The following is a 26,364-nucleotide window of genomic DNA, read 5'->3' as shown; positions in this document are numbered from 1 at the left end:
GAAAGAGACCTGAAATGCTGAAGATTCGTCTGGCCCGCGGCGGCGCCAAGAAGCGCCCCTACTACCACATCGTCATCGCCGACTCGCACTCGCCCCGTGACGGCAAGTTCATCGAGAAGGTCGGCAGCTACAACCCGATGCTGCCCAAGGACGGCGCCACCCCGCGCGTCGCCCTGAAGGTCGAGCGTATCGCCGAATGGCTCGGCAAGGGCGCTCAGCCGACCGACCGCGTCGCCCGCTTCCTGTCGCAGGACGAGACCCTGGGCCAGAAGGTCAAGTGGACCCAGTCGAACAACCCGAACAAGGCCCAGCCCGGCAAGAAGGCGCAAGAGCGCGCCGCCGAACGCGCCCAGCGCGAAGCCGACCGCCTGGAAGCCGAAGCCGCCGCCAAGGTCGAGGCCGCTGAAGCCGCCGCCCGCGCCAAGGAAGAAGCCGCCGCCGCCGCTGCTGCCCCGGCGGTCCAAGAAGCCCCGGCTGAAGAAGCTCCGGCCGAAGAAGCGCCTGCTGCTGAAGCCGCCGCCGAAGAGGCTCCGGCTGCCGAAGAAGCAACCGAAGAAAAGGCCGAAGGCTAAGCCTTTCGCTTTGACGATGATCGAGGCGGCGTCTTTCGACGCCGCCTTTTTCATGCGCTAAGGACGACCCATGACCACGGACAGCAGATTGATCCTCGTCGGCCAGATCGGCGGCGGTTTCGGGGTGCGGGGCGAAGTGCGGGTGACCGCCTTCACCGCCGATCCTCTCGCCCTGACCGCCTATGGCCCGCTGCTTCGCGCGGACGGCACGGTCGCCCTGACCCTGACCGCGACGCGGCCCGACAAGGCCGGCGTCGTCGGCCGGGCCAAGGAGATCGCCACCAAGGAAGAGGCTGACGCCCTGCGTGGGCTCAAACTGCACGTCCCCCGCGACCGCTTCCCGGAACCGGAAGAGGACGAATTCTACCTCGCCGACCTGCTGGGGATCGAGGTCCGCGACACGGCAGGCGCGGTCTTGGGCACAGTCAAGTCGGTCCAGAACTTCGGCGCCGACGACATGCTGGAGATCGCCCCCGCGACCGGCGGCCCGACCTGGTATCTGCCCTTCACCAAGGAAGCGACACCCGAACTGCACTTAGCCGACGGCTGGCTGCTGGCCGCGCCGCCGACCGAGGTGGGCGAGCGCGAGCCCGACTAGGCGTCTTCAACCGGGGCGTCGACCACGTGCTTCTTGATCGACTCGATCGCGCGCTTGGCGCCCGACTTGTCGGAATAGCCCTCGGTCGAGAAAATGACTTCGGAGTTGAACTTGAAGCGGACGCGGTATTCGCCGGCCTTGTCCTGATAGACTTCGAACTTGTGCGCCATGGGGCGTCTCCCTGCTACGACCGGAGGATCGTTCACGGTCAAGCTGGCGCCGTCCGGGGTACGGTTCCAGACACAAGCCCGCGATCAAATGGCGCCGGCCGCTGTTGCGAAACCGCGAGACGGTCCCGAAATAGAGGCCTCAACACGCGAGGCCCGCCATGACCGACCTGTCCGCCTTTCCGATCACCCAACGCTGGCCGGCCCAGCATCCCGACCGCATCCAACTCTATTCCCTGCCGACGCCCAACGGCGTGAAGGCGTCGATTATGCTGGAAGAGGTCGGCCTGGCCTATGAGCCGCACCTGATCGACATCACCAACAACGAGACCTGGGGGCCGGAGTTTCTGTCGCTGAACCCCAACGGCAAGATCCCCGCCATCCTCGATCCGAACGGGCCGGGCGGAAAGCCCCTGGCCCTGTTCGAATCCGGCGCCATCCTGATCTACCTGGCCGAAAAGACCGGCAAGCTGCTCTCGGTTGATCCCGCGACCCGCTACGAGACGATCCAGTGGGTCATGTTCCAGATGGGCGCCATCGGCCCGATGTTCGGCCAGCTGGGCTTCTTCCACCGCTTCGCCGGCAAGGACTATGAGGACAAGCGTCCCCGCGATCGCTACGTCGCCGAAAGCCGCCGCCTGCTGGGCGTGCTGGAGACGCGACTGGCCAATGACGGCGGCGCGCCCCGCGACTGGATCGTGGACGACTATTCCATCGCCGACGTCGCGACCCTGGGCTGGGTCCGCAATCTGATCGGCTTCTATGAGGCGGGCGAGATCGTCGGCTTCAACGACTTCCCCCACGTCGCCGCCTGGCTGGAACGCGGCCTGGCCCGCCCGGCGGTGCGGCGCGGTCTGGAGATTCCGGCGCGCGGCTGAACCCTCGCCTATCGGTCGCGTTGTCTGGACACACCAACAGGAGCGCGACCGATGGGCATCTTCTCTTCGATCTGGAACAAGATCACCGGCCACAAGCCGAAAACGGCGCCGTCCCCCGCGCCATCGCCGACCGCCACCGGCGCGCCGCCCACGCCGAGCGCCGGTCCCGTTCCGATGACGGCGCCGGCCCTGCCGCCCGTCGATGTCGAGGCGGTGCTCAGCGATCTGGCGCAGTCCAAGGGCGGCGGCGGCAACTGGCGCACCTCCATCGTCGATCTGCTGAAGCTGCTGGATCTGGATTCCAGCCTGGCCGCCCGCAAGGAGCTGGCCGAGGAGCTGAACGTCCACGCCGGCGAGCACGGCTCGGCCGAGCAGAATATCGCCCTGTCCAAGGCCGTCTGGAAGAAGCTGGCCGAAAACGGCGGCCAGGTTCCGGCCTCGCTGCGCGACTGACGGCGGGCGTCATGCCCTCGACCGTCATTCGGCGGTTCGACTATGACCCGGCGCGGCGTCGCCTGAGCGTGACCTTCACCTCAGGCGACCGCTACGACTATCAGTCCGTGCCGCCGGACATTGCGCAAGGTCTGGAGACCGCCCCGTCCAAGGGGCGGTTCTTCGGCGACCGAATCCGCGACCGCTTCGCCTTCGAACGCCATCCGCGAGGCGGCTAGGCCCTATTCCTCGTCGCCCGCCAGACCCATCATGTGGAAGCCGGCGTCGACATGGACGACCTCACCCGTGGTCGACAGGCCCAGGTCCGAGCACAGCCACAGGGCGGCGCCGGCGACGCCCTCCATCGAGGTGTCTTCCTTCATCGCCGACATGGCGCGACCCTGGCTGATCATGCCGCGACCGCCCGAGATACCCGCCAGCGACAGGGTGCGCATGGCGCCGGCCGAGATGGCGTTGACGCGAATGCCCTTGGGTCCCAGGTCGCGGGCGATATAGCGGGTCGCCGCCTCCAGCGCCGCCTTGGCCACGCCCATGGTGTTGTAGTTCGGGATGGCGCGTTCCGAGCCGAGGTAGGTCATGGTGACCATCGACCCGCCGTTCGGCATCAGTTTCGACGCGCGCTTGGCCACATCCACGAAGCTGAAGGCCGAGATGTTCATGGCCAAGAGGAAGCTGTCGCGGCTGGTGTTCTCGACGAACGAGCCCTTCAGCTCGTCCTTGTTGGCGAAGGCGACCGAGTGGACGACGAAGTCGATCGTGCCGAACTCCTTCTCCAACTCGGCGAAGGCGGCGTCCATCGAGGCGTCGTCGGTGACGTCGGCCTGGATCAGCAGCTTGGCGCCCACGCTCTCGGCCAGCGGCCGCACGCGACGCTCCAGCCCCTCGCCCAGATAGGTGAAGGCCAGCTCCGCGCCTTGCGCCGCCAGCTGCGAGGCAATGCCCCAGGCGATCGAATTCGCGTTCGCCACCCCCATGATCAGGCCCTTCTTGCCCTTCATGAGTTCGCCGGTCGGCATGTTCCAGCCTTCGGAAGCGGCCATGGTTCGTCTCCTGATGATTTGCGCGGAGGGTTAGCAGGGTGGAGAGGTTGGCTCAACGCCTTCTCCCTCTCCCTGCGGGGGAGGGTGGTCGAGCCGAAGGTGAGACCGGGTGGAGAGGGCAGGGCGACACGTCACTCACACTCAGATCGGTGCGGCCTCGCTTGGCCGCCCCCACACCGTCGCTGCGCGACGACCCTCCCCCGCAGGGGAGGAAGAGGCATGCTCGCCTTTAAAGCAGCGCCGAAATCGCAGCCCGAGCGGCTTGGCCCAGGTCCGGACGTTTCAGAGCCAGGGCGACATTGGCTCTCAGCAGGCCGATCTTGTCGCCGCAATCGTGGGTGACGCCTTCGTATTCCACGGCGGTGAAGCTCTGGCGGCTCATCAGCCGGGCCATGGCGTCGGTCAGCTGGATTTCGTTGCCGGCGCCGCGCTCCTGCGTCGCCAGCAGGTCGAAGATTTCCGGCTGCAGGATATAGCGGCCCGAGATCGACAGATTGGACGGGGCGGTCCCGGCGGCGGGCTTTTCGACCATCCCCTTCATGACGATGCGGGCGCCGTCGCGGCTCACGGGATCGACGATGCCGTATTTGTGGGTCTGGTCCTGGGGGACGGATTCCACGCCTATGATGTTGCCGCCGGTCTCGGCATAGACCTCGGCCAGCTGCTTAAGAGCCCCCGGCTGCGAGTCCACGATCACGTCGGGCAGGATGACGGCGAAGGGCTCGTCGCCGATGATGTCGCGGGCGCACCAGACGGCGTGGCCCAGGCCCTTGGGCTGCATCTGGCGTGTGAAGCTCATCTCGCCGGCGGTGGCCAACTCGGCGTTCATCATCTCGAGGATTTCGGTCTTGCCCTTGGCCAGCAGCTGGGCCTCGAGCTCGATCTGGTGGTCGAAATAGTCCTCGATCGCGCCCTTAGAGCGGCCGGTGACGAAGACGATGTGCTCGATCCCCGCCTCGCGCGCCTCTTCGACGATGTAGGACAGGATCGGCCGGTCGACGACGTTCAGCAGTTCCTTGGGCGTCGTCTTGGTGCCGGGAAGAACGCGGGTGCCGAGGCCCGCGACGGGCAGTACGGCCTTGCGCAGGCGCGCGGGCGTGGTGGTCATCAAAAAATCCTGACAGCTATCCCGCCCCTTCTAGCCGGTGCGGACCGGCGAAAGAAGGGGCGGGGCGGCGGTCGGGTTCCGCCCTTATTTGGCGGGACGTTGCATCGGGGTCATGGCCGAGGCGGCGGCGCGCTGGGCGACCAGTTGATCTTCCGGCAGCGGGATCAGCCCGCGGTCGGCCAGATAGCCGCCCTTGCCGGCCGAACCTTCCGACAGGAACTCCTGCACGAACTGCTGCAGGCCCGGGATCACACCGATGTGGGCCTTCTTCACATAGATGTAGAGGCTGCGCGACAGCGGATAGGAGCCGTCGGCGATGGTCTCAGCATTGGGCGTCACGCCGTCGATGGTCTCGGCCTTCACCGTGTCCAGGTTCTGCTCGAGGAAGGAATAGCCGAACACGCCCAACGAACCGGGGGTGCGGCTCAGGGTCTGGACGATGGCGTTGTCGTTCTCGCCTGAGTCGATCCAGGCGCCGTCCTCGCGGAGGGTGTGGGCCAGGGCTTCGAAACGATCCGCGTCGGAAGCTTCGACGGCGGCGGCGGCCGGAACCAGCTTGGCGCCCGGCGTCATGCCCAGCTCCAGGAAGGCGTCGCGCGTGCCCGAGGTGGGCGGCGGGCCATAGACCTGGATGCGCTGGTTCGGCAGGCTCGCGTTGACCTGATTCCAGGTCGTGGCCGGGTTGGCGACGAACTGGCCGTTCGCGCCGGGAACTTCCTTGGCCAGGCCCTCATAGAGGTCGTTCAGTTCGAAGTTGAAGCCGTTGCCGTTGCGCGCCGTGGCGATGACGATGCCGTCGAAGCCGATCTTCAGCTCGACGATATCGGTGACGCCGTTCTTCTGGCACATGTCGAACTCGGACGCCTTCATCGGGCGCGAGGCGTTGGCGATGTCCGGCGTGGTCGGACCGACGCCTTGGCAGAAGGCTTGGATGCCGCCGCCGGTGCCCAGGCTCTCGACGCGGGGGGCCGCCCCGCTGGAGGCGCGGGCGTAGGTCTCGGCCACGCGGGTGGCGAAGGGGAAGACGGTCGACGACCCGGCCGCCCAGATGCCCGAGCGCGTGCCGGAAGCCGACCCGCCATTGTCGCCACAGGCCGCCAGGGCCAGAAGGGCGGCGGCCGAAGCCGCCAGTTTCAGTGTGCGGATCATCCTGAGCTCTCCCTGAGCATACGTTTCGCGACGCTTAGACCAGAGGATTGTGACAGTCCGACGAACAGGTCTGTGACGATTTCCCGCGTAGGGTCAGAACGCCGTTACAGCAGGCGGCGACGCATGACCTGCGACAGGGTGTCGATCAGGGTCACGGCCACGACCACGACGATGACGATCGCCGACACGGCCTGGAAGTTGAAGGCGTTCATGCTGTCGAACAGCACCTGACCGATGCCGCCCGCGCCGATCAGACCCAGAACGGTCGCGGACCGGCTGTTGGATTCGAAGCGATACAGGGCGAACGAGGTCCACAGCGGCGCCACCTGCGGCAGCACGCCCCAGACGATCTCGTGCAGCTTGCCCGCGCCGGTGGCGCGCACGCCCTCAACGGGCCCCTTGTCGATCGACTCGACGGCCTCGGAAAACAGCTTGGCCAGAACCCCGGCCGTGTTCAGCGTGATGGCCAGGACGCCTGCGAGAGGCCCCAGGCCAACGGCGGTCACGAACAGCAGGCCGATCACAAGGTCGGGCACCGAACGCAGCAGGTTCATGATCCAGCGCACCGGCGTCACCACCCACGCGGGCGCGATGTTGCGCGCCGCCGCCAGACCCAGCGGAATCCCTAGCAGCACGGCCAGGAAGGTGCCCCACAGGGCGATCTGGACCGTCTCCCACATCTTGGCGACGAACATCTTCCAGTCGCTGAAGTCGGGACGCAGCAGGTCGTGGACGAACAGCTGGGTGCTGTCGTTGCCCGCGAACAGCCGCGACAGGTTGCCCAGGTCCACCGCGTCGATGCTGTACAGCAGCACGGCCGCGACGCCGCCCCACACCAGGATGTCGGCGACCCAGGCCAGGGTCGATTTCTTGGGCGCAGCCGGGATCGCGGCCGCAGGGATGGCGGCTGCGGTCAAGGGCGCACCTCGCGCAGGCTGCGCAGGCGCTGCAGCTCGCGTTCGGCGGCGGCGACGCCCGTTGTGTCGCCCTTGGCGCGCGCTTCACCCAGCTTCTGGTCGGCGATCATTTCGCGGATGGGGTCCAGATAGCTGTCGTCGGCGGCGGCGAAGCGGGAATATTCTAGATCCGCCAGAATCTTGCGCTGGCGCTCGGCCTCGGCGCCTTCGCCCTGGCCGTAGGTCAGGAAGAAGCTGCGGATCTTTTCCTTGAGCGCCGGGTCCAGGTCCTCGCGCACGACGATGCCGCTCTCGGGGATGGGCGGCGAGGTCCAGATGTCCTCGATCTGACCGGCCAGCTGCGGGTTTTCCTTGCGCATGAACAGGGTGTTCACGCTGTTGGAGGTGGCCACCTCGATCACGCCGGTGGCGACGCCGAAAGCGTTGGCCTGGTGGTTGGCCGAGCGCACCGTCTTGAAGCACTGGGCCGGAGTGATCCCGCGCGGATTGAACAGGAAGGTCAGGGGCGCCAGCGTGCCCGACGTCGATTGGGCGTCGCCGATGCCGAAATTGTACTGCTTGTCGCACGCCAGGACCTTGTCCAGCGTTATGCCCGAGCCCTTCTTGACGATCAGGGTGGACTGATAGCTGTCCAGCCCCTCGCGGTTGACGGTGCGGGCGATGACCTCGGCGTTGGCCCGATCGATGGCCTCGACCTCGGGCTTGGCCGAGAACCAGCCCACCTGGGTGTGATTGCCGCGCATGGCCTCGACCAGGACCGTATAGTTCGAGCCGAAATAGGGTTTCACCGGCACGCCGATCGCCTTGGACATGTCGTCCAGCAGCGGCTGCCACAGCGGCCCGGCCGAGGCCTGACCTTCGGCCGACAGGATGGAGAAGGTGATCTCGCTCGGCGCGCCGCCCGTGGTCTTGGCGTCGTCGCCGCCGCCGCAAGCAGCTAGGCCCATGACCATGACGGCCGCGCCGGCGGCGAAAAGGCGGCGAGTGGCGGAAATACGGGACAGGCTCATGCCTTGGTCTCCCAGAACGCGTCCTCGAATTCGGGACCGTAGATTTCGATCAGGCGCTGTTGGTCCAGCCCCGTTGACGGACCGTCATAGACGATCTTGCCGCCTTGCAGGGCGATGACGCGGTCGCAATAGCGGATGGCGTAGTCGACCTGGTGAAGCGTGACGATCACCCCCATGCCGTCGCGCCGGTTCAACTCGACCAGCAGTTCCATCACCTTGCGCGCGGACACCGGGTCCAGCGAGGCGACGGGTTCATCGGCCAGGATGGCCTTGGCCCCCTGCACGATGGCGCGGGCGATGGCGCCGCGCTGCTGCTGGCCGCCCGACAGGGTGTTGGCGCGTTGGGCGGCGTAGTCGCTCACGCCGACGCGGTGCAGGGCCGCCATGGCCTTGTCCTTGTCGGCTTGCGGCCAAATGCCCAACAGCCCCTGCCACGACGGCAGACGCCCCAGCGCGCCCAGCATGACGTTGGAGAACAGGCTCAGGCGGCCGACCAGGTTGAACTGCTGGAAGATCATGCCCAGCTTGCCGCGCGCCTTGCGCACCGAACCCGTGACCCGCCCGTCCTTCTGAACCGTCTCGCCGAAGACCTGGATGACGCCCGCGCCCGCGTCGATCGACTGCAGGCCGGTGATCGAGCGCAGCAGGGTGGACTTGCCCGAGCCGGACGGACCGATCAGGGCGACCATCTCGCCCGAGGCGACGGAAATCGAGACGCCGTCCAGCGCCTTTCGCGATCCGAAGGTCTTCGACACGTCACGCGCCAGGACTAACCCGGAGGCGACGGCGGCTGCGGATGAACTCATGAACTCGCTGGGAGGCTGTGACGAAGGGGCGCCGCATGACGCGTCACGGGCGCTTGAGCAAGTGTTAATCGCACACGGCGTGCGACCTCGTCCAGACCCGACCGGTTCAGCGGCCTTCGGCCGCGGCCTCGACCCGTGCGACGTCGGCCGCGATCGGCAGGGCGACGCGGCTGCGTTCCAGCGCCTCGCGCGCCAGCGCCTGGACCGCAGGGGCCAGCGACGGCGTGGTCGCCAGGGTCCTGAGCCCCTTCTGCAGCCGCACCGCCACGGCCACGTCGCCTGCGCCGTAGCGGGCCACCGGGCCGAACACGTCGTCCAGCAGATCCGCATCGACGATGCCGGGCATGAACAGCCGGTCGCGTTTCGTCCCTTTTTCGTCCTCCGGCCCGTCCCCGACCCAGGCGTCGATCAGGCGCACGCCGGACGAGATGATCTGGATCGCCGTACCCGGATCGTTGACGCCGGGCGACAGGGCCTTGGCGGCGATCTCGCCCAGCACGATCAGGCCGAAGCGCGGGTCCTGGTCGTAGGACCGCGAGTCCCCGACGGCGAAGGCCGAGCGGAAATCCTCCTGCGCATCCGCGTCGCAATCGGGCAGGCTGATGCGCGCCAGAACCCCGCCGCGCCGCACGAAGGCGCCGGGTGCGGCGACCACCTCCACCTCGCAGTCGCGCGCCTCGGCCATCGACTGAAGGCGTTCGGGATCGACGTTCTGGATATAGCCGGTGGCGTGGGCCGTGACCGCCGCGCCGTGCGCCAGCCGCCCCCGGCGTCCGCCTATCAGCGGTGTGTCGCGGCGCTGCGTCAGCGCCTCCAGCGCATAGCGCTCCACCAGGTCGATCATGTGCCCGACCCGCGCCAGGCTGGACAGGCGGTTGATCCAGGCCAGCAGCCGGAACGCCACCAGCCCCACCATCGCCAGGCTGACCAGAAACAGGATCGCCCGGCCTTCCTGGCCGTAATAGTGGGCGTTGATCGCCGTCACCGAGACGATGGCGTAGAGAAAGGCGCCGACGAAGGTCGCCAGCGACTTCTGCGTCTCCTCGTCGCTGGTCACCAGGGCCGCGACGCGCGGGCTGGCTGCGGACGACACCGACGTATAGGCCGTCACCATGGCGCCGACCGAAAAGGTGGCGACCCCCAGAAGGCTTGAGGCCAGGATCGTCAGTATGGCTTCGACCGATCCCCCGCCCAGCCTTTCGGCCATGTCTTTCGGCACCCAGGGCGCCAGGCTCGCGGCCAGCAGCGCAGCCGCCACCCCCACTCCGGCATAGGCGGTCGCCCGCACCCAGAGCTGGCGCCGCAACTTGCGCCAGAAGAACAGCCACCGATTCATGCACGCCTCCAGGCTTCGGAACGGCGCAAAACGGCCAAGGTTGCCCTTTCGGCGCGGCTCAGCGGCGTTTCAGGCGGTTTGTGACAGTCAAACCCAGGCCCCGCCACGAAAAAACCCCTTTACATGACAGTTCGAAGTCCCCATATCGCGGCTTCCGGCGGACCCCGTAGGTCCTGTCTGCGCCGCTAACGCCGGTCTGGGTTTAACAATTAGCAGGGGGTTACGTGAATTGCGCACGTATCAGCTTCCCCTGGACCTGGTCCGTGAGCGGTCCCCTGAACGTCCCGTCGCCCTCGTGCGGCCGCGTTCGGTTTCCGTAGCGGCGCGCTGGTTCCAGGATAATCTAAAGGCCGACGTCTTCTATGCTGTGAAGGCCAACCCTTCACGCTGGGTCGTCGAAACCCTGATCGAGGCCGGTGTTCGCGGCTTCGACGTGGCGTCCATCGCCGAGATCGAGCTTGTTCGCTCGGTCAGCCATGACGTTCGCCTGGCCTTCATGCACCCGGTCAAGAGCCGGTCTGCGATCACCAAGGCCTATTTCGACCACGGCGTGCGGACCTTCTCGCTCGACTGCGTCGATGAGCTGAACAAGATCCTCGACGCCACCGGCGGCGCGGACGACCTGAACCTGATCGTGCGCATGGCCGTCTCGGCCGATGGCGCGGCCTATACGCTTTCGGGCAAGTTCGGCGTTTCGGCGGATCAGGCTCCGGCCCTGCTGATGGCCACGCGCCAGGCGGTCAAGGAAGGCCTGATGGGCGTTTCCTTCCACGTCGGCAGCCAGTGCATGCGTCCGACCGCCTACCAGGCCGCCATGGCCCAGGTCGGCCGGTCGATCAGCCGCGCCGGCGTCATCGTGGACATCGTCGATGTCGGCGGCGGTTTCCCCTCGGTCTATCCGGGAATGGTCCCGCCGGACATGAGCGAATACGCCGACGCCATCCATCGCGGCTTCAACGAGATGCCGGTGTCGGAAACGACCGAGCTGTGGTGCGAGCCCGGCCGGGCCCTGGTCGCCGAATCCTCGTCGATCCTGGCCCGCGTCGATCTGCGCAAGGGCGACGCCCTGTATCTGAACGACGGGTCTTACGGCTCGCTGTTCGACGCGACCCACTCACGCTGGCCCTTCCCGACCAAGCTGGTCCGGGACGGTGAAAGCGCAGGCGAGTTGAAGGCCTTCCAGTTCTACGGCCCGACCTGCGATTCCATCGACCACATGCCCGGCCCGTTCTGGCTGCCGGCCGACATCCGCGAAGGTGACTTCATCGAGATTGGCATGCTCGGCGCTTACGGCGTCGCCATGTCGACAGGCTTCAACGGCTATGGCGAACACGACATCGCCATGGTCGAGGACGCCCCGATGGCCTCCCTCTACGGCCTGGCCCCGCGCTCCATCCCGACCGTGCGCACCACGGCCGAGGAGAACGCCCGCAAGGTCGTGCGTCTGTCACGTCCCAAGGGTAAGGCCGGTCAGCGCAAGTCGCGCCGGAAGTAGGTCTCTCCAACCCTATGCGTCATCCTCGGGCTCGACCCGAGGATCGGGCCGTCCGCGACTCCCTTGCGGGACGTTCGCGGCGGCGCGTCCGACCCTCGGATCAAGTCCGAGGGTGACGGGCTGAGGCTGTAAGTCTATCGGTCCTGTCGGTCGCTCCGTCCCGGCATGTCTGCTTGTTCGACGGGCGCTCAAATCACAGGGAAACCGCCGAAATGAACGCACCCGTCCAGGCCAACACCAAGGCCCAACTGCTGCAGAATGTGGTCGAGCATGTGGACATCACGTCCTTCGACGCGCGCCCGATTATCGACAGCATGCGCAAGATGTCCTTCTCGTCGCGCGACACCGCCCGCGCCGCCGACATCTTCTCGATGGCCATCGAGGACAAGGACTGCTCGCCCTGGCTGATCCTGGCGGGTTCGACCTCGGCCGGCGGCTGCATGCACGTCTACCGCGACATGGTGAAGTTCGGCATGGTGGACGCGGTCGTCGCCACCGGCGCCTCCATCGTGGACATGGATTTCTTTGAGGCCCTGGGCTTCAAACACTATCAGGCCGCCGGCGAGGTGGACGACAACGTCCTGCGCGACAACTACATCGACCGGATCTACGACACCTATATCGACGAGGAAGAGCTCCAGGCCTGCGACCACACCATCCTGGAGATCGCCAACCGGCTGGAGCCGCGCGGCTATTCCAGCCGTGAGTTCATCTGGGAAATGGGCAAGTGGCTGAGCGAGGGCAACGCCAAGAAGCCCGGCTCGCTGATCCAGACCGCCTATGAAGAGGGCGTGCCGATCTTCTGCCCGGCCTTCGTCGATAGCTCGGCTGGCTTTGGCCTGGTCAAGCACCAGAAGGAACGCGCCGCCGCCGGCCAGCCCTATCTGATGCTGGACGCCATCGCCGACTTCCGCGAACTGACCGACATCAAGATCGCAGCGGGCGTCACCGGCCTGTTCATGGTCGGCGGCGGCGTGCCCAAGAACTTCGCCCAGGACACCGTGGTCTGCGCCGAAATCCTGGGCGTCGAGGCCGAGATGCACCGCTATGCGGTCCAGATCACGGTCGCCGACGTCCGCGACGGGGCCTGTTCGTCCTCGACGCTGAAAGAAGCGGCTTCGTGGGGCAAGGTCCAGACCACCCACGAACAGATGGTCTTCGCCGAAGCCACCACGGTCGTGCCCCTGATCGGCTCCGACGCCTACCACCGCGGGTCGTGGAAGAACCGCGACAAGCGCCACTGGAACAAGCTGTTCGGCAAATAAATCAGGCGTTGGTTTCCTTCTCCCCCGAGGGGAGAAGGGTCAACTCAGGCGGCGGCGCACCCTTCAAAACCCTTGCGCAGTTCGACCTCGTCCAGATCGCGGCCGATGAAGACCGCGCGGCTCCAGCGGCGTTCGGCGACGCCCCATTCGCGCTGCAGGTCGCCTTCCAGAATCATGTGCACGGCCTGGAAGACCAGGCGGCGGTTCTCGCCCTGAACGTCGATGATGCCCTTGGCGCGCAGGATGTTCTGACCCTGCTCGCCCAGCAGCTTGTCCAGCCAGGCCGTGAACTTGGCGCCGTCCAGGGGGCGGTCCAGCGACAGGGAGATGCCCTTGATGTCATCCTGGTGCGCATGGCCGCGCGCGCCGTGTGAGTGATCATGGTGATCATGGTGATGATGGTCGTGTCCGTGATCATGATCGTGGTGATCGTGACCGCAGGCCTCGTCATGCACATGGCCGTCCGCACCGTGCGGCGGGTTCACGAAGTCCGGCCGGACCTCCAGGATTCGGTCCAGGTCGAACGCATGCAGACCCAGCACCTGATCCAGCGGCACGTTGGACCGCTCGGCGCGCACGATGGGCGCCAGCGGGTTCAGCGCCCGCAGCCGCGCCTCGACCGCGTCCAGCTCTTCCGGCGTCGCCAGATCCACCTTGTTCAGGATGATGCGGTCGGCGAAGGCCACCTGTTCGCGGGCCTCCTTTGAATCGTCCAGCCGCGCCATCACGTGCTTGGCGTCGACCAGGGTGGTGACGCTGTCCAACTGGGTCTTGGCCTTGACGTCCTCGTCGACGAAGAAGGTCTGGGCCACCGGCCCGGGGTCGGCCAAGCCTGTCGTTTCGACGATGATGGCGTCGAAGGCGGGCTTGCCGGGGCGCTGGCGCTTCATCAGGCCGGCGACCACGCGGATCAGGTCGCCGCGCACCGTGCAGCAGACGCAACCGTTGTTCATCTCGAACACGTCCTCGTCGGCGCCGACGACCAGGTCGTTGTCGATGCCGATCTCGCCGAACTCGTTGACGATGACGGCGTAACGCTTGCCGTGATCCTCGGTCAGGATCCGGTTCAGCAGCGTCGTCTTGCCCGCGCCGAGATAGCCGGTCAGGACGGTGACGGGGATTTTGCCGCTGACGGCGGCGGTCGAAACGGGGGCGGCGAGGGTGTCGGTCATAGGCCGCTAGATGGCGGCTGGCGCCTCACTTGGGAAGAGGGGGCGCTAAGCCTTCTTCACGAACTCGACGCGCAGGACCAGGCCGCGCACCTTGTCGACATTGGCCTCGATCTCGTCGGTGTCGCCGGTCAGGCGGATGTTCTTGACCAGGGTCCCGCGCTTCAGCGTCACGCCGCCCGAACCCTTGACCTTCAGATCCTTGATCAGGGTCACGCTGTCGCCGTCGGCCAGGATGTTGCCGTTGGAGTCTTTGGTCACGTCTTCGGTCATGGCGAAGCTTCTAGCGACCGGGCCGACAAATATCCACACTCGACGTGCGGATTTCGCCCATGTCTCCTCCCCATGAAATGGGGAGGGGGACCGCGAAGCGGTGGAGGGGCTGCCTGACGCCCCACGGACATCAGCGATGCGGACACAGCCCCTCCGTCACGGCGCGAAGAGGCGCCGCGCCACCTCCCCGCAAAGCGGGGAGGTGGCGGTTAGTCCGGGACGTTCGCGTCCAGTTCGTCCAGCCAGACCCGCGCATTGCCGTCTGACGGCGCGCGCCAGTCGCCGCGCGGGGACAGGGAGCCGCCGGTGACGACCTTGGGCCCGTTGGGCAGAGCCGAGCGTTTGAACTGGGCGGTCTGGAAGAAACGGATCAGGAATTTCCTCAGCCAGGCCTTGATGGTCGCCAGATCGTATTCGACCTTTTCGTCCTCGGGCGTGTTCGCGGGCCAATGTCCGGCGCCCGCGTCGCCCCAGGCCTGGTGCGCCAGGAAGGCGACCTTGGACGGCTTCAGGCCGAACCGGCTGATGTAGAACAGGAAGAAGTCATTCAACGCATAGGGGCCGACCGTCCCCTCGGTCGACTGGATCACGCCATCTTTCGCCGGCACCAGTTCGGGCGAAATCTCGGTATCCAGAATGGCGTGCAGGGTCTCGCGCGCCCCGTTCCCGATCAGGTCGCCGGCCGCCACCCAGCGGATCAGGTGCCGGATCAGGGTCTTCGCAACCCCGCCGTTGACGTTGTAGTGGCTCATATGGTCGCCAACGCCATAGGTGGCCCAGCCCAGCGCGAGCTCCGACAGATCGCCGGTGCCCAGGACAAACGCTCGGTTCTGGTTCGCCAGCCGGAACAGATAGTCGGTCCGCACGCCTGCCTGCACGTTCTCGAAAGTGATGTCGTGGACCGGGCGACCCTCGGCATAGGGGTGGCCGATGTCCTTGAACATCTGTTCGGCGGCGGGGCGAATGTCGATCTCTGCCCCCGTGACGCCCAGGGCCTTCATCAGGGCCCAGGCGTTGGACTTGGTCCCGTCCGAGGTGGCGAAACCGGGCATCGTATAGGCCAGGATGTTCGTCCGGGGCAGGTTCAGCCGGTCGAAGGCGCGACAGGCGACCAGCAGGGCCTGGGTCGAATCCAGCCCGCCCGAGACACCGATCACCAGTCGTTCGGCCTTGGTCGCCGTCATCCGGCGCATCAGCCCCTGGACCTGGATGTTGAAGGCCTCGTAGCAGTCCTGGTCCAGCCGCCCTGCATCGTCCGGCACGAAGGGGAAACGGTCCAGCGGGCGGATCAGCTCGCTCTCGACCGCATCCTCGCGCGCCATGAAGGGCACGACGGTCGCCGGTTCGCCCTCGACGCGGGCGCATTCGGCGAAGGTGCCGTTGCGCAGCCGGTCCAGCCCGATCCGGTCCACGTCGACGTCAGCAAGCGTGAGATGGCTCTCCAGGGCAAACCGCTCGCCCTCGGCCAGCTTGGACCCCAGTTCATGGATTGTCGCTTGGCCGTCCCAGGCCAGGTCGGTGGTGCTCTCGCCCCAGCCCGAGGCGGTGAAGACATAGGCCGACAGGGTCCGCGCCGAATGGCTGGCGCTCAACATGGCCCGCTCGTCCGCCTTGCCGATGACGATATTGGACGCCGACAGGTTCAGCAGGATGCGCGCGCCCGCCAGGGCCGCGCGGGTAGAGGGGGGCAAGGGCGCCCAATAGTCCTCGCAGATCTCGACGGCGAAGACGAAGCCCGGTCGGTTGACCGCCTCGAACACCAGGCCCGGCGCGAAATCCACCGTCTCGCCGTTCAGCCGGATCACGTCCTCGGCGCGGGCCGTCGCAGGCGCAAACCAACGCTTCTCGTAATATTCCCGGTAGTTGGGCAGATAGGTCTTGGGCACGACGCCCAGAACCTCGCCGTCCCCGATCACCACCGCGCAGTTATACAGGGCGTCGCCGTTCCTGATCGGCGCCCCGACCACGGCGACCAAGTCGCTCTGCGCCGTCGCCTGGGCCACGACAGCGATCTGCCGCTCGACCTCCTCCAGCAACGCGGCCTGCATGTGCAGGTCGTCGATCGCATAGGCCGACAGCGACAGCTCCGGAAACACCATCAGGTCCACGCCCTGATCGCCGGCCTGACGGATCAGGGCGACGTGTTCGTCGGCATTGGCCTTGGGGTCGCCGACATGGCTGACCGGCGTCGCCGCCGCCACCCGCACGAAGCCATGGGTCTTTGGCGAGTGGAAAGAACGGGTGTCTGCCATCGATCGTGCCTCATCCCGGCCGCGCCGGTCTTCGTCTCTCATATAGTCCGCCGGGGCCGAGGGGGAGACCTCTTGCTCGCGCCGACCCCGCAGACGCCCTTACGGCCCAGTCTTGCAGGTCGCGTATCATTATGTAAAATGATGCTCGACATAATGAGAATGGCTTCCAAGCCATGCCGGACCCAGGAACCGCTTCACATGAGACATATCCTCGCCGCTCCCCTGCTGACGCTGGCCGTTATGGCCGGCGGGACGCTTGTCGTTTCGAACCTGGACGGCGGCGCCGCGCGGGCCGACGTCATCGCGCGCAACAATCCCGCCGTCAGCCTTACGCCGGACCGGATCGGGGCCTTGCCGGATGCGGAGCGCGGGGCCTGGCTGGATTATCTGGCCCGCTCGCAGGCGCAGATGAAGGCCGATCACGACGCCCTGGCCGCCGAACTGCCCGCCGGCGCCACGCCGCCACCCCCGCCCCAGGCCGTCGGCGGCGATCAACATCACATGCCGCTGGATCGTCCGGCCGAATGGTACGCCACCGCCGAGGCGCGGGCCATCGCCGACGCCATCGTCAGCTTCCAGACCCCGGCCGGCGGCTGGAGCAAGAACCAGGACCGCCGCATCGCCCGCCTGCCGGGACAGCGCTTCTCCAACGACGCCGAGACGATGGAGCAGAACCCGGCCAATTTCGACGCGCCCGCCGACCGTTTCTGGACCTTCGTGGGCACGCTGGACAATGACGCCACCTGGACCGAGATGCGCTTCCTGGCCAAGGTCGCGGCCCAGGCCCCCGGCGCCCAGGGCGACGCCTGGCGCGCCAGCGTGATCAAGGGCGTCCACTATCTGCTGAACGCCCAGTATCCCAACGGCGGCTGGCCGCAGGTCTGGCCGCTGGAAGGCGGTTTCCACGACTCCATCACCTTCAACGACAACGCCGTGGCCAACGCCGCCATGGTGCTGCGCGACGTCGCCAACGGCGAAAACGGCTTTGACTTCGTCCCGGCCGAGCTGGAAGGCCGCGCGGCCGAAGCGACGCGCAAGGCCGTCGACGTCATCCTGGCCGCCCAGGTGCGCGACGGCGACCGGCTGCTGGGCTGGCCCCAGCAGGTCGAGCCGATGCGCCTGGTCCCCGCCAGCGCCCGCAACTACGAGCCCCGTTCGGTCGCCAGCGGCGAAACCACCGACATCCTGCTGTTCCTGATGCAGACGCCCGACCCCTCGCCCGAGGTCCAGGCCGCGATCCGCGGCGGCGCCGCCTGGCTGGAGGCGACCCGCGTCTATGACAAGTCGTTCGAGATGACCGACGACGGCCGCAAGCTGATCGACAAGCCGGGCGCCGGGCCGATCTGGTCGCGCAACTACGACCTCGTCACCGGCCGCCCGATCTTCGGCGACAAGAACCTGACCATCCACGACGACGTCAACGGCATCTCCGTCGGGCGCCGCAACGGCTATTCCTGGTGGAACGCCACCCCCCAGAAGGCCCTGGACGCCTACGCCGAATGGGCGGCCGCGCATCGGTAAGGGGCGTTCCGGCCCTCAGCAGCGTGGTGTCTGCTGAGGGTGGAAGGCGGGCCTTCGCTTTTACGAAAGGAGTCCCGCCGCTCGGCGCTCGATCCGTTCAGCGGCCGCCTCAGCATCACAATCATTGTTGAAGAAGGCGAAGCCCCCGCGAGGACGTCTGAACCATGACAGACGCACCTGTTGGGTAGCGATTGACGAGACATAGTGCACATCTGTCAGCACGTCCGTCCCCTCATGCAACCAGCGAGATAAAACGGTTTCGACAGCTTCTGTTTCCGCCGCCGCTTTGGAACGCGCGGTGACCTGACGGGTGGTGAAGAAGCCGACCCATCCCCCCAGCCTATCAATACCTTCGCCACGGAGAAGGATTCGGTAGGTCTGCATGTCGCTACGGGATCGCATAGCCGAATCCTAAGCTCGCTCTTCGCCGTCCGCTATGGTCCGATTTCAGGCTTGGGCTTTGCCGCCGAAATCGGACGTTGGCTTCCAGGCCGAAAAGTGGTCGTCGCAATAGTCCGCCAAGGTTGGAAAGCAGGCGGGCGTCGTCATCCGATGCCTCTGAGAAGCCCCACGACAGCCACGACAAGCATAGCAAGCAAAGCAGCGTAGAAACCTGCTCTTTTTAAAGGCCCGCCCCAGCGCGCACGCTCTCGATCATCCATCACACGCCTCCGTTTCAGTAGCACTGTCGGCAATGGATCGAAGGTCCGCAATGGGTCGCCTTGCGAAGTTGGCGTCATTGCCGAAACCGGACCTTGGTGGGGCGCCCCTTAAATCGAAGCCGCGAAGTTCAGCGAGTGGACGCGGACTTTCACATGTCGATGGTCGCGTATGACGCGCGTGGTGCGGCAGATGGCTTTGGCCGAGGTCTGTGTCCCAGGGCGCGACGTGCTGGAGAGCGACGAAAGGGACGATGTCGCTCCATCCAGCGCAATGACGCTGGTTGAACTGCAAGAATTTCAACGCCCTGTCGTTTTATCGGCCCCATCCGCCCTCCTCGATCTCCGGCGCCTTACAATGCGGCGATTCAGCAGCGGTCGAACGCAAGGGGCGGATTTCAGACGATTGAGACTCATTTTTCGCCGCCGGAGTCTGAAATCTCCCGCGCGGTCCAACCGACCGATCCGCGAATGCGGATGACGTCCGCCTTCGCCCCGGCTAAAGCCATCCCATGACCGACACGCCGAAAAAGGGCTGGTTCCAGCGCCTGTCCGCGGGGCTCTCGCGCTCCTCCAAACAGATGACCGACCAGGTCGTCGCAACCTTCGTCAAGGAACCCCTGTCCGAGGCGTCGCTGGAGCAGCTGGAAGAGCATCTGCTCGAAAGCGACCTCGGCCCTGCCGCCTCCGCCCGCATCGTCGAACGCTTCCGTTCGCTGAAGTTCGGCAAGGACGCCCAGGAGCATGAGGTCAAGGAGGCGCTGGCCGAGGCCGTCGCCGCCGAACTGTCGCCGCGCCAGGCGACCTTCGATCCTTTGTCCGGGCCCAAACCCTATGTCGTCCTGTTCGTCGGGGTGAACGGTTCGGGCAAGACCACGACCCTGGGCAAGATCGCCGCTGACCTGACGGGCAAGGGCGCCAAGGTGATGATCGTCGCCGGCGACACCTTCCGCGCCGCCGCCCGCGAACAGCTCAAGGTCTGGTCCGAACGCGCCGGCGCCCATTTCGAGAGCCGCCGCGACGGCGCCGACGCCGCCGGCCTGGCCTTCGACGCCTATACCAAGGCCAAGGCCGAAGGGTTCGACGTCGTGCTGATCGACACCGCCGGCCGGCTTCAGAACAAGTCCGCCCTGATGGACGAACTGCTCAAGATCGTGCGGGTGCTGAAGAAGATCGACCCGGACGCCCCGCACGACACGCTTCTGGTGCTGGACGCCACCGTGGGTCGCAACGCCCTGGCCCAGGAACAGATCTTCGGCCGCACCGCCTTCGTCACCGGCATCGTCATGACCAAGCTGGACGGCACCGCGCGCGGCGGGGTGCTGGTGCCTGTGGCCCAGGCGTCCGACGCCCCCCTGATGCTGATCGGCGTGGGCGAGAGCGTCGAGGACCTGCAACCGTTCGACGCCCGCGCCTTCTCCCGCTCTCTGGTGGGACTGGAAGACTGACATGACCCCCGAACCCGTATCCGCGCCGCAGGAACCCACGAAGAACCGCCAGTGGATCCGCCAGGTCGTCGACTTCGGCGCCCTGGCCGCCTTCATGATCACCTATTTCACCACCCGCGACATGATCCTGGCCACCTGGGTGCTGGTGGGCGCCTCTGCCGTGGCCCTGGCGGTCGGGTTCGCGGTCGAGCGGCGGTTCGCGCCCCTGCCGCTGATCACCGGCCTGTTCGCCCTGGTGTTCGGCCTGCTGACCATCTTCACCCACGACGACCTGTTCATCAAACTGAAGCTGACGGTGCAGAACGGCCTGCTGGCCGTGGTCCTGCTGGGGTCGATCCCGCTGAAGAAATATCCGTTCAAGGCGCTGCTGGGCTCGGCGATCCGGGTCAACGACGCCGCCTGGCGGACCCTGACCCTGCGCTACGGCCTGTATTTCCTCGCCGTCGCCCTCCTGAACGAGGTGTTCCGCAGCCCCGAGGCCGTGACCGCGATCTGGCACGCCCTGGGTCGGGGAACGCCCAATCCGAACGACGTCTGGACCGGCTTCCGGGGCGTTCTGTGGATCGCCGCCTCGATCTTCGGCCTGTCGCAGGTGCCGCTGATCATGAAGAACATGATCAAGGACGAGGAGCCGGGCCCGATCTCGCCCGATCCCGGCCTGTAGGGCGTCCGCAGACGGAACTGTCACGGAACCGACGTGCTTTTCCCGTCAAACCGTAAAGCAGAGCTGATACGTGTTCGGACGAAACCAAAGGGGAGCGGGTCGATGGTGAAGGCCGGAAAAGCGGCGAAGAAGGTCGGGCCGCTGGCGACGTCGCCCAGCCACCTGATGCACCGGGCGCTTCAGCTGTCGCTGGACATCTACGCCGAGGAGACCGGCCCCAACGGCCTGACCCAACGCCAGTTCGCCGTGCTGGAGGCCGCTTCGATGAAGGCGGGGCTGACCCAGACCGAACTGGTCCGCATGACCGGCATCGACCGCTCGACCCTGGCCGACCTTGTCACCCGCATGACCGCCAAGGGCTTGCTGGAGCGCGAACGCTCGACCCTGGATGCGCGGGCCAAGGCGGTGCGTTTGTCGTCCGAGGGGGCTGCCCGGCTTGAGGCCGCCCGTCCGCTGGTCGAGGCGGCGGACAAGCGGATCATGGGCCTGCTGCCCAAGGGCCAGCGCGAGACCTTCCTGACGCAGCTGGCCGAACTGGCCGCCGCCGCCGACGCCGCGCCCGACGCCGCCAAGGCCCAGGCCAAGGCCGCCAAGAAAGCGCTGAAGATGGCCGAGAAGGAAGCCAAGAAGGCCGAGAAGGCCGCCCGCAAGTCGGTGCGCCCGCTCAAGCCCGCCAAGGCCAAACGGCCCAAACTGAAGGTCGTCGAAACGGCTTAGGACCGGAGTTCCTATCGTCATCCCAGGGCTTGTCCCTGGGATCCAGACTCCCGGTGGTCGGGAGCCGAGGAAAAACTGCGGAAATACCGGGGGTCTGGATCCTAGCCACAAGGGCTAGGATGACGAAGACAAACGAAGGCTACCGCGTCTTTCGTAGCCGTTTCGCATTGGCCGTCGCGGTCTTGTGGATGGGGGCCATGGCCTCGGCCTGGGCCTTCAGCAGTTCGCCGTTCAGCGTCATCGCCTGCGTCGCCGCCCGGCTCCACCAGCCCATCGCATAGCTGAACTGGGCTTCGACCGCCTGGGCCGGGGTTTGGGCCTGGCTCATTGCGGCGGCGGCCTTCAGCGCCCGCGCCCCTTCGTCCATCGCCGCGCGTCCCATCCGCTGGCCGATGGCCCCGGCGTTCAGGGCCACCGCGTCGGCCGATGCGGCCATGGCTGCGGTCTTCTCCGAACTCATAAGCGACAGCTCCGCCATGTCCTGGCCCTTGGCGCTGGTCAGGCCATGGGCCATCAGGCTGGTGCGGGCGGCGATCACCTCGGCGGAGGCGGCCAGAAGCTCGGCGCCGACGCGGGCCGCGCTGGCGGCCGTGGGGGTCTTGCGGGTCAGTGACTATCTCCGGCGTGCGTCTCGGCCGCGAAGGCTTCGACGTCGCTCAACAGGGCGGGGATCGCCGCGTCGATGATCTGCTGGCCCTTCTCGGGGCTGGCCTGGGCCGGGTCCGATCCGATGCGGCCGTCGGGGAAGCGGGCGCGATAGTCCAGGGCGTCGCGGATCGGCCCGCTGGGCGCGATCTGCGGCGAATAGTCGGCCGTCTTGATCCTGTCGGGATATGCGGCCTGGGTCACGGCGATCTCGGAGGGTGTGGCGTGCATGCCGTGCCCCGTGGGGAACAGCCGATTGCACAGGCCATGCACTCCGGCCAGGTCCCACCAGTTCTTCAGCTTCAGGACGAACGGCGGCTGCTCCTCGACGAAGCTCCACTCCGCATAGATTTCGGAGATGGTCGCCTCGATGGTGGCGACATTGCCGCCGTGGCCGTTCAGGAAATAGATCCGCTCGAAGCCGTGTCGGCTCAGCGACGACACCCAGTCGGTGATGGCGGCCATGAAGGTCGAGGGCCGCAAGCTGATGGTGCCGGCGAAGGCCAGATGGTGCTGGGCCATGCCGATGTTGAAGGTGGGGGCCACGATCAGTCCGCCGTCGGTCTTCTCGGCCGCATGGGCGATGATCTCGGGACATAGCCAGTCGGTGCCCAGAAGACCCGTCGGCCCGTGCTGCTCGTTGGAGCCGATGGGGACCACAACGGTCTTCGACAGCGGACCGCCGTCGTTCAGCCGGGCGTCGATCTCGGGCCAGGACGACAGGTGGATCAGCATGGCGGAACTTTCAGGCTACGGAACGTAGGCTGCTTCTAGCGCGCCTTGAACGCCGGTGTAATCAGGAAGTCTTCGGGGCGTGGGCGGCGACGAAGATGCGGGCGGCCTCGCGCGCCCGCACGGCGCGGACCTCGGGCGCCAGTTGCGGCACGTCCAGCATGGCGCGCAGGTGGCTGTGGCCCAGCACCAGACCGGCGAACATTTCGGCCGCCTCATCCGGATCGGCGACGTCCAGCCGTCCCTGCCGCGTCTGGTCGGCCAGCCAGGCGGATACCGCCTTCAGGCTTCGGCGGGGGCCGGCCTCGTAGATCGCGCGGGCGATCTCGGGCGCCTCGACCGAGACCAGGGCGACGCCGCGCAGGGAACCGACCTTGTCGACGCCGCACACCTTGTCCAGCAGGGTCCGGGCCAGGGATTCCAGCACCGCCTGGGGCTCGCCCTCGCCGCGCAGGGGAGCGACGATGTCGTCCACCCGCTTGTTGGCCAGGGCCTGGGCGATCTCCAGCTTGGAGGCGAAGCGGTTGTAGACCGTCTGTTTCGACACGCCCGCCAGCCGGGCGATCTCGTCCATCTTGGCTTGCAACCCCTTGTCGGCGAACAGGGTGGCGGCGGCGTCGAGGATCGCCTCGCTCTTCTTCTCGTCCACCTGTCCGCGACGGCGCGCCATCAGTGGGCGTCCGAAGGCGGCGCATTGGCCGGCGTCTTCACCGGCTGGGCCAGCAGGGTCACGAAGGCCGCCAGCGCGCACATGATGCCCAGCAGGGCGAAGGCGTCGCCGAAGGCCATGGTCGTGGCCTGTTTCTGCAGCAGGCCGTAGATCGCCTTCATAGCCGAGGCCGCCGGGTCGATGGAGCCCGCGAACCGCTGGGCCATGCCGCCCATCATCTGCCGCATGGCCTGATCGCCCTGGTTGATGCCGCTGGTCAGTTCGCCCATGTGGACGGCCGTGTTGGTGGTGAGGCCCGTGTTCAGGATCGCCAGGCCGAAGGCGCCGCCCACGTTTCTCGACAGGTTCACCAGGCCCGAGGCGTTCTTGACCATGTGCGGCGGCAGGGTGGCCATCGTCACCTGCTGCGAGGCGATCATGGCCATCATGACGCCGACCCCGCGGAAGGCCTGGACCGAGGCGAATTGCCAAAAGCCCCAGTCGTCCGTGACCAGCCGTGCCTCCCACATGCCCCAGGCGCACAGCATGAAGCCGCCGAACATCAGGATGCGGGCGTCGATCTTGCGCACCAACCGCCCGGCGAAGGGGGCGGTGGCGAACATGGCCAGGCCGGAGACGACCATGGTGGTGCCGACCTCGGCCGCCGAATACTCCCGGACCCGGCCCAGGAACAGCGGCAGCAGGAAGGTGCCGCCGAACAGGGCGAAACCGACGGTGAAGGTCATGACGACCCCGACCAGGAAGTTGCGGTTGGTGAAGGCTCTCAGCTCCACGATCGGCTGGCGATAGCTCAGCGAACGCCAGACGAAGATCGGGCCGGTGACGGCCGCCACCACCGTCAGCAGCAGGATGTGGGCGTCGTCGAACCAGTCGTTCTTGGCTCCTTCCTCCAGCACGAACTGCATGCTCATCAGGAAGGCGGCCATCAGACCCAGACCCCACCAGTCGAAACCCTTGGCCAAGGACGGATCGCCCTTGTCGAAATTGCCGTATCGACCGACCAGGAACAGCACCAGCAGGCCCGGCGCGACGTTGATGAAGAACAGCCAGCGCCAGCTCAGCCACTCGGTCAGGTGTCCGCCCAGGGTCGGGCCGACCGTGGGCGCCAGGGTGACGATCAGGCCCATGACCACGCTGGCCGTGACCCGCTTGTCCGGCGGGAAGGCCGTGAAGGCCACGGCGAAGACGGTCGGGATCATGGCCCCGCCGACGAAGCCCTGGATGGCGCGGAACAGGATCATGGTCTCGATCGAGGACGACAGGCCCGTGGCGATGCTCATCAGCACGAAGCCGGCGCACGAGGCCAGGAACAGCCGCTGGGTGCCCCACAGCCGCGACAGGAAGCCCGACAGCGGGATCATCACCACCTCGGGAATCAGATAGGCGGTCTGGATCCAGCTGATCTCGTCGGCCGAGGCGCCGACTCCGGCCTGGATCTGGGGCAGCGAGGCGGCCACGATCTGGATGTCCAGAATGGCCATGAACTGTCCCACCACCATCCCGGCGAAACCGAGCAGCAGCATGGTCCAGTTGATTTCGGGATGGCCGGCGACGGGCCCCTTCGAGGCCGAAGGGACCCCGCCGTCTGCGGCGGGGTTGGCGGTGGTCACGGACGTGACGCCACGTTCGAAGCCGTCTGCGCGCCGATGGCGGCGTCGGCGAAGCTCTGGCCGCCGTCGCTTTTCAGATCGACCTTGACGTCGACCGACAGTCCGGGACGCAGCATCAGACCGCCGTCGTCGCCGTCGACCACGATCCGAACCGGCACCCGCTGGGTGATCTTGGTGAAGTTGCCGGTGGCGTTCTCGACCGGGATCAGGGCGAACTCGGATCCGGTGGCGGGGGCGAAACTGTCGATGCGGCCCTGGATCTTGCGGCCGGGGAAGGCGTCGGCCGAAATCTCGACCGTCTGGCCCAGGCGCATCTTGTCCAGCTGCGTCTCCTTGAAGTTGGCGACGACATAGGTGTTGGTCAGCGGCACGATCGACAGCAGCTGGGTCCCGGCGTTGACGTACTGTCCGGCGCGCACGCTGCGGGCCCCGACGACGCCGGCGACGGGCGCGCGGATGACGGTGCGCTCCAGCGCGATGCGGGCGGTGTCCACCAGGGCGCGGGCCTGTTCGACGGCGGCGACGCTCTGTTCGCGGGTGGAGCCCAGCACGCCGGCGGTGCGCTGTTCGGCGACCAGGGCGGCCTGGGCCTGTTGCACGCTGGCGTTGGCGGTGGCGGCCGAGGCGCGTTCGGTCTGGATGCGCTGTTGCGAAACCCAGCCCTGTTCGGCCAGCTTGCCGTAACGATCGACTTCGGCCTTGGCCAGGCCCGCCTGTGCGTGGGCCTGGGTCACGGCGGCGGCGCGGGCGGCGATGGCGGCCTGCTCCTGATTGGCCTGGGCGTCGACATTGCCGACGGCGGCGACGGCGGCCTGCAGATTGGCCTCGGCCCGCGCCAGTTCCGCCTTCTGGTCGGAATCGTCCAGCTTGACCAGGATCTGACCAGCCTCGACCCGCTGGTTGTCGCCGACCAGAACCTCGGTCACGCGCCCCGACAGCTGGGGACTGACCAGGGTGGTGTCGGCCTGGACAAAGGCGTTGTCGGTGCTCTCCCACCGCTGGCCGTTGATCCACCAGACGACGCCGCCTGCGATAAGCAGGAGGCCGACGATGACTGCGGCGAACAGCGGCAGACGTTTCTTCAGTTCAGGCGACATGGGACATCCGGGGGAGGGTGCGGCGTTTTGAAGCGGCGCTAAAATGGACACGCGCGTCCAAAAATCAATGACCAATCGTGCGAATGCCGATCACGACTCGTTTTCGTGTATGT

General features: G+C 66.9%; 28 protein-coding genes. 11 read left to right on the top strand and 17 right to left on the bottom strand.

Annotation, left to right across the window (positions count from 1 at the left end):
* The first annotated feature begins 14 nt into the window (after positions 1-14).
* A complete protein-coding gene (gene rpsP / locus ACODSC_RS12575; RefSeq protein ID WP_488814303.1) occupies positions 15-572 on the top strand; it encodes a 30S ribosomal protein S16 in 558 nt (185 codons plus the stop codon).
* A gap of 70 nt (positions 573-642) precedes the next feature.
* Positions 643-1,170 (top strand): ribosome maturation factor RimM, encoded by a 528-nt coding sequence (rimM, locus tag ACODSC_RS12570; RefSeq protein ID WP_488814302.1) that lies wholly within the window; start codon positions 643-645, stop codon positions 1,168-1,170.
* Here the strand turns inward: rimM and ACODSC_RS12565 are convergent.
* Positions 1,167-1,340: a YegP family protein gene (locus ACODSC_RS12565; RefSeq protein ID WP_488814301.1), complete on the bottom strand. Its 174-nt coding sequence runs from the start codon at positions 1,338-1,340 to the stop codon at positions 1,167-1,169. The two genes, rimM and ACODSC_RS12565, sit on opposite strands and share 4 nt — an antisense overlap.
* Before the next feature lie 158 nt (positions 1,341-1,498).
* On the opposite strand from ACODSC_RS12565, the gene ACODSC_RS12560 reads away from it, so the two are divergent.
* The 3 genes from ACODSC_RS12560 to ACODSC_RS12550 are packed head-to-tail and all read left to right on the top strand — an operon-like array spanning position 1,499 to position 2,886.
* Entirely contained in the window at positions 1,499-2,215 is a 717-nt protein-coding gene (locus tag ACODSC_RS12560) for a glutathione S-transferase N-terminal domain-containing protein (protein ID WP_488814300.1), read from the top strand.
* A gap of 51 nt (positions 2,216-2,266) precedes the next feature.
* Positions 2,267-2,668: a DUF3597 domain-containing protein gene (locus ACODSC_RS12555; protein WP_488814298.1), complete on the top strand. Its 402-nt coding sequence runs from the start codon at positions 2,267-2,269 to the stop codon at positions 2,666-2,668.
* An 11-nt stretch (positions 2,669-2,679) separates the two neighbouring features.
* A complete protein-coding gene (locus tag ACODSC_RS12550; RefSeq protein ID WP_488814297.1) occupies positions 2,680-2,886 on the top strand; it encodes a KTSC domain-containing protein in 207 nt (68 codons plus the stop codon).
* Positions 2,887-2,889: 3 nt separating this feature from the next.
* Here ACODSC_RS12550 and ACODSC_RS12545 read toward each other — a convergent pair whose 3' ends face one another.
* The 7 genes from ACODSC_RS12545 to ACODSC_RS12515 all read right to left on the bottom strand — a co-directional run bounded on the left by ACODSC_RS12545 (position 2,890) and on the right by ACODSC_RS12515 (position 10,034).
* Positions 2,890-3,684, bottom strand: coding sequence for an enoyl-ACP reductase FabI (locus ACODSC_RS12545; RefSeq protein ID WP_488814476.1), 795 nt, complete (start codon positions 3,682-3,684; stop codon positions 2,890-2,892).
* Positions 3,685-3,937: 253 nt separating this feature from the next.
* A complete protein-coding gene (gene galU, locus ACODSC_RS12540; RefSeq protein WP_488814295.1) occupies positions 3,938-4,816 on the bottom strand; it encodes a UTP--glucose-1-phosphate uridylyltransferase GalU in 879 nt (292 codons plus the stop codon).
* An 84-nt stretch (positions 4,817-4,900) separates the two neighbouring features.
* Complete coding sequence (locus ACODSC_RS12535; RefSeq protein WP_488814294.1) at positions 4,901-5,965, bottom strand: substrate-binding domain-containing protein; 1,065 nt, start codon at positions 5,963-5,965, stop codon at positions 4,901-4,903.
* Between the two features lie 104 nt (positions 5,966-6,069).
* A complete protein-coding gene (gene phnE / locus ACODSC_RS12530) occupies positions 6,070-6,882 on the bottom strand; it encodes a phosphonate ABC transporter, permease protein PhnE (protein ID WP_488814292.1) in 813 nt (270 codons plus the stop codon).
* Positions 6,879-7,892: a phosphate/phosphite/phosphonate ABC transporter substrate-binding protein gene (phnD, locus tag ACODSC_RS12525; protein WP_488814291.1), complete on the bottom strand. Its 1,014-nt coding sequence runs from the start codon at positions 7,890-7,892 to the stop codon at positions 6,879-6,881. Before phnD ends, phnE begins: the two co-directional genes overlap by 4 nt.
* A complete protein-coding gene (gene phnC, locus ACODSC_RS12520; RefSeq protein ID WP_488814290.1) occupies positions 7,889-8,698 on the bottom strand; it encodes a phosphonate ABC transporter ATP-binding protein in 810 nt (269 codons plus the stop codon). Before phnC ends, phnD begins: the two co-directional genes overlap by 4 nt.
* Positions 8,699-8,804: 106 nt before the next feature.
* A complete protein-coding gene (locus tag ACODSC_RS12515) occupies positions 8,805-10,034 on the bottom strand; it encodes a DUF2254 domain-containing protein (RefSeq protein WP_488814288.1) in 1,230 nt (409 codons plus the stop codon).
* 229 nt (positions 10,035-10,263) lie between these two features.
* Between ACODSC_RS12515 and ACODSC_RS12510 the strand changes: the two genes are divergently transcribed.
* The gene (locus ACODSC_RS12510) at positions 10,264-11,529 is read left to right on the top strand and encodes a type III PLP-dependent enzyme (RefSeq protein WP_488814287.1); all 1,266 of its coding nucleotides are present in this window, start codon (positions 10,264-10,266) and stop codon (positions 11,527-11,529) included.
* Positions 11,530-11,741: 212 nt separating this feature from the next.
* Positions 11,742-12,794, top strand: coding sequence for a 1,9-bis(guanidino)-5-aza-nonane synthase (locus ACODSC_RS12505; RefSeq protein ID WP_488814286.1), 1,053 nt, complete (start codon positions 11,742-11,744; stop codon positions 12,792-12,794).
* Positions 12,795-12,838: 44 nt separating this feature from the next.
* Here ACODSC_RS12505 and ACODSC_RS12500 read toward each other — a convergent pair whose 3' ends face one another.
* From ACODSC_RS12500 to ACODSC_RS12490, 3 genes are all read right to left on the bottom strand, one after another.
* On the bottom strand, positions 12,839-13,966 hold the full coding sequence (locus ACODSC_RS12500) for a CobW family GTP-binding protein (protein WP_488814285.1): 1,128 nt from the start codon (positions 13,964-13,966) through the stop codon (positions 12,839-12,841).
* A gap of 45 nt (positions 13,967-14,011) precedes the next feature.
* Positions 14,012-14,236 (bottom strand): alkylphosphonate utilization protein, encoded by a 225-nt coding sequence (locus ACODSC_RS12495; RefSeq protein WP_008263608.1) that lies wholly within the window; start codon positions 14,234-14,236, stop codon positions 14,012-14,014.
* A gap of 209 nt (positions 14,237-14,445) precedes the next feature.
* Positions 14,446-16,488, bottom strand: a complete 2,043-nt coding sequence (locus ACODSC_RS12490; RefSeq protein WP_488814284.1) for an NAD(+) synthase — start codon at positions 16,486-16,488, stop codon at positions 14,446-14,448.
* 198 nt (positions 16,489-16,686) lie between these two features.
* Between ACODSC_RS12490 and pelA the strand changes: the two genes are divergently transcribed.
* A complete protein-coding gene (gene pelA / locus ACODSC_RS12485; RefSeq protein WP_488814282.1) occupies positions 16,687-18,009 on the top strand; it encodes a pectate lyase in 1,323 nt (440 codons plus the stop codon).
* A 60-nt stretch (positions 18,010-18,069) separates the two neighbouring features.
* Here pelA and ACODSC_RS12480 read toward each other — a convergent pair whose 3' ends face one another.
* Positions 18,070-18,393 carry a hypothetical protein gene (locus tag ACODSC_RS12480; RefSeq protein ID WP_488814281.1) on the bottom strand — a complete coding sequence of 108 codons (324 nt, stop codon included), beginning with the start codon at positions 18,391-18,393 and terminating at the stop codon, positions 18,070-18,072.
* Between the two features lie 787 nt (positions 18,394-19,180).
* On the opposite strand from ACODSC_RS12480, the gene ftsY reads away from it, so the two are divergent.
* The 3 genes from ftsY (at position 19,181) to ACODSC_RS12465 (ending at position 21,497) form a co-directional block, all read left to right on the top strand.
* Positions 19,181-20,116, top strand: a complete 936-nt coding sequence (gene ftsY / locus ACODSC_RS12475) for a signal recognition particle-docking protein FtsY (protein ID WP_488814280.1) — start codon at positions 19,181-19,183, stop codon at positions 20,114-20,116.
* Between the two features lies 1 nt (position 20,117).
* Positions 20,118-20,780, top strand: coding sequence for an inner membrane-spanning protein YciB (locus ACODSC_RS12470; protein ID WP_488814279.1), 663 nt, complete (start codon positions 20,118-20,120; stop codon positions 20,778-20,780).
* A 102-nt stretch (positions 20,781-20,882) separates the two neighbouring features.
* The gene (locus ACODSC_RS12465) at positions 20,883-21,497 is read left to right on the top strand and encodes a MarR family winged helix-turn-helix transcriptional regulator (RefSeq protein ID WP_488814278.1); all 615 of its coding nucleotides are present in this window, start codon (positions 20,883-20,885) and stop codon (positions 21,495-21,497) included.
* Between the two features lie 139 nt (positions 21,498-21,636).
* Here the strand turns inward: ACODSC_RS12465 and ACODSC_RS12460 are convergent, their stop codons facing one another.
* The 5 genes from ACODSC_RS12460 to ACODSC_RS12440 form a co-directional block, all read right to left on the bottom strand.
* Positions 21,637-22,035, bottom strand: a complete 399-nt coding sequence (locus ACODSC_RS12460) for a phasin family protein (protein ID WP_488814277.1) — start codon at positions 22,033-22,035, stop codon at positions 21,637-21,639.
* Between the two features lie 68 nt (positions 22,036-22,103).
* Positions 22,104-22,877, bottom strand: coding sequence for a creatininase family protein (locus ACODSC_RS12455; protein WP_488814276.1), 774 nt, complete (start codon positions 22,875-22,877; stop codon positions 22,104-22,106).
* Between the two features lie 61 nt (positions 22,878-22,938).
* Positions 22,939-23,544 carry a TetR/AcrR family transcriptional regulator gene (locus ACODSC_RS12450; RefSeq protein WP_488814275.1) on the bottom strand — a complete coding sequence of 202 codons (606 nt, stop codon included), beginning with the start codon at positions 23,542-23,544 and terminating at the stop codon, positions 22,939-22,941.
* Positions 23,544-25,154 (bottom strand): DHA2 family efflux MFS transporter permease subunit, encoded by a 1,611-nt coding sequence (locus ACODSC_RS12445; protein ID WP_488814274.1) that lies wholly within the window; start codon positions 25,152-25,154, stop codon positions 23,544-23,546. The genes ACODSC_RS12450 and ACODSC_RS12445 overlap by 1 nt, the downstream gene beginning before the upstream one ends.
* Positions 25,151-26,251, bottom strand: coding sequence for an HlyD family secretion protein (locus ACODSC_RS12440; protein WP_488814273.1), 1,101 nt, complete (start codon positions 26,249-26,251; stop codon positions 25,151-25,153). Before ACODSC_RS12440 ends, ACODSC_RS12445 begins: the two co-directional genes overlap by 4 nt.
* Positions 26,252-26,364: the final 113 nt, after the last annotated feature.

The organism is Brevundimonas sp. FG128, assembly GCF_057809775.1.
The sequence above is the reverse complement of the archived record's forward strand: the minus strand, read 5'-3'. Positions and strand labels throughout refer to the sequence as shown.

Coding starts and splice junctions, on each gene's coding strand:
- rpsP (WP_488814303.1), top strand. CDS start 15: ATGCTGAAGATTCGTCTGGCCCGCGGCGGCGCCAAGAAGCGCCCCTAC.
- rimM (WP_488814302.1), top strand. CDS start 643: ATGACCACGGACAGCAGATTGATCCTCGTCGGCCAGATCGGCGGCGGT.
- ACODSC_RS12565 (WP_488814301.1), bottom strand. CDS start 1,340: ATGGCGCACAAGTTCGAAGTCTATCAGGACAAGGCCGGCGAATACCGC.
- ACODSC_RS12560 (WP_488814300.1), top strand. CDS start 1,499: ATGACCGACCTGTCCGCCTTTCCGATCACCCAACGCTGGCCGGCCCAG.
- ACODSC_RS12555 (WP_488814298.1), top strand. CDS start 2,267: ATGGGCATCTTCTCTTCGATCTGGAACAAGATCACCGGCCACAAGCCG.
- ACODSC_RS12550 (WP_488814297.1), top strand. CDS start 2,680: ATGCCCTCGACCGTCATTCGGCGGTTCGACTATGACCCGGCGCGGCGT.
- ACODSC_RS12545 (WP_488814476.1), bottom strand. CDS start 3,684: ATGCCGACCGGCGAACTCATGAAGGGCAAGAAGGGCCTGATCATGGGG.
- galU (WP_488814295.1), bottom strand. CDS start 4,816: ATGACCACCACGCCCGCGCGCCTGCGCAAGGCCGTACTGCCCGTCGCG.
- ACODSC_RS12535 (WP_488814294.1), bottom strand. CDS start 5,965: ATGATCCGCACACTGAAACTGGCGGCTTCGGCCGCCGCCCTTCTGGCC.
- phnD (WP_488814291.1), bottom strand. CDS start 7,892: ATGAGCCTGTCCCGTATTTCCGCCACTCGCCGCCTTTTCGCCGCCGGC.
- phnC (WP_488814290.1), bottom strand. CDS start 8,698: ATGAGTTCATCCGCAGCCGCCGTCGCCTCCGGGTTAGTCCTGGCGCGT.
- ACODSC_RS12515 (WP_488814288.1), bottom strand. CDS start 10,034: ATGAATCGGTGGCTGTTCTTCTGGCGCAAGTTGCGGCGCCAGCTCTGG.
- ACODSC_RS12505 (WP_488814286.1), top strand. CDS start 11,742: ATGAACGCACCCGTCCAGGCCAACACCAAGGCCCAACTGCTGCAGAAT.
- ACODSC_RS12500 (WP_488814285.1), bottom strand. CDS start 13,966: ATGACCGACACCCTCGCCGCCCCCGTTTCGACCGCCGCCGTCAGCGGC.
- ACODSC_RS12495 (WP_008263608.1), bottom strand. CDS start 14,236: ATGACCGAAGACGTGACCAAAGACTCCAACGGCAACATCCTGGCCGAC.
- ACODSC_RS12490 (WP_488814284.1), bottom strand. CDS start 16,488: ATGGCAGACACCCGTTCTTTCCACTCGCCAAAGACCCATGGCTTCGTG.
- pelA (WP_488814282.1), top strand. CDS start 16,687: ATGAGACATATCCTCGCCGCTCCCCTGCTGACGCTGGCCGTTATGGCC.
- ACODSC_RS12480 (WP_488814281.1), bottom strand. CDS start 18,393: ATGCAGACCTACCGAATCCTTCTCCGTGGCGAAGGTATTGATAGGCTG.
- ftsY (WP_488814280.1), top strand. CDS start 19,181: ATGACCGACACGCCGAAAAAGGGCTGGTTCCAGCGCCTGTCCGCGGGG.
- ACODSC_RS12470 (WP_488814279.1), top strand. CDS start 20,118: ATGACCCCCGAACCCGTATCCGCGCCGCAGGAACCCACGAAGAACCGC.
- ACODSC_RS12465 (WP_488814278.1), top strand. CDS start 20,883: ATGGTGAAGGCCGGAAAAGCGGCGAAGAAGGTCGGGCCGCTGGCGACG.
- ACODSC_RS12455 (WP_488814276.1), bottom strand. CDS start 22,877: ATGCTGATCCACCTGTCGTCCTGGCCCGAGATCGACGCCCGGCTGAAC.
- ACODSC_RS12450 (WP_488814275.1), bottom strand. CDS start 23,544: ATGGCGCGCCGTCGCGGACAGGTGGACGAGAAGAAGAGCGAGGCGATC.
- ACODSC_RS12440 (WP_488814273.1), bottom strand. CDS start 26,251: ATGTCGCCTGAACTGAAGAAACGTCTGCCGCTGTTCGCCGCAGTCATC.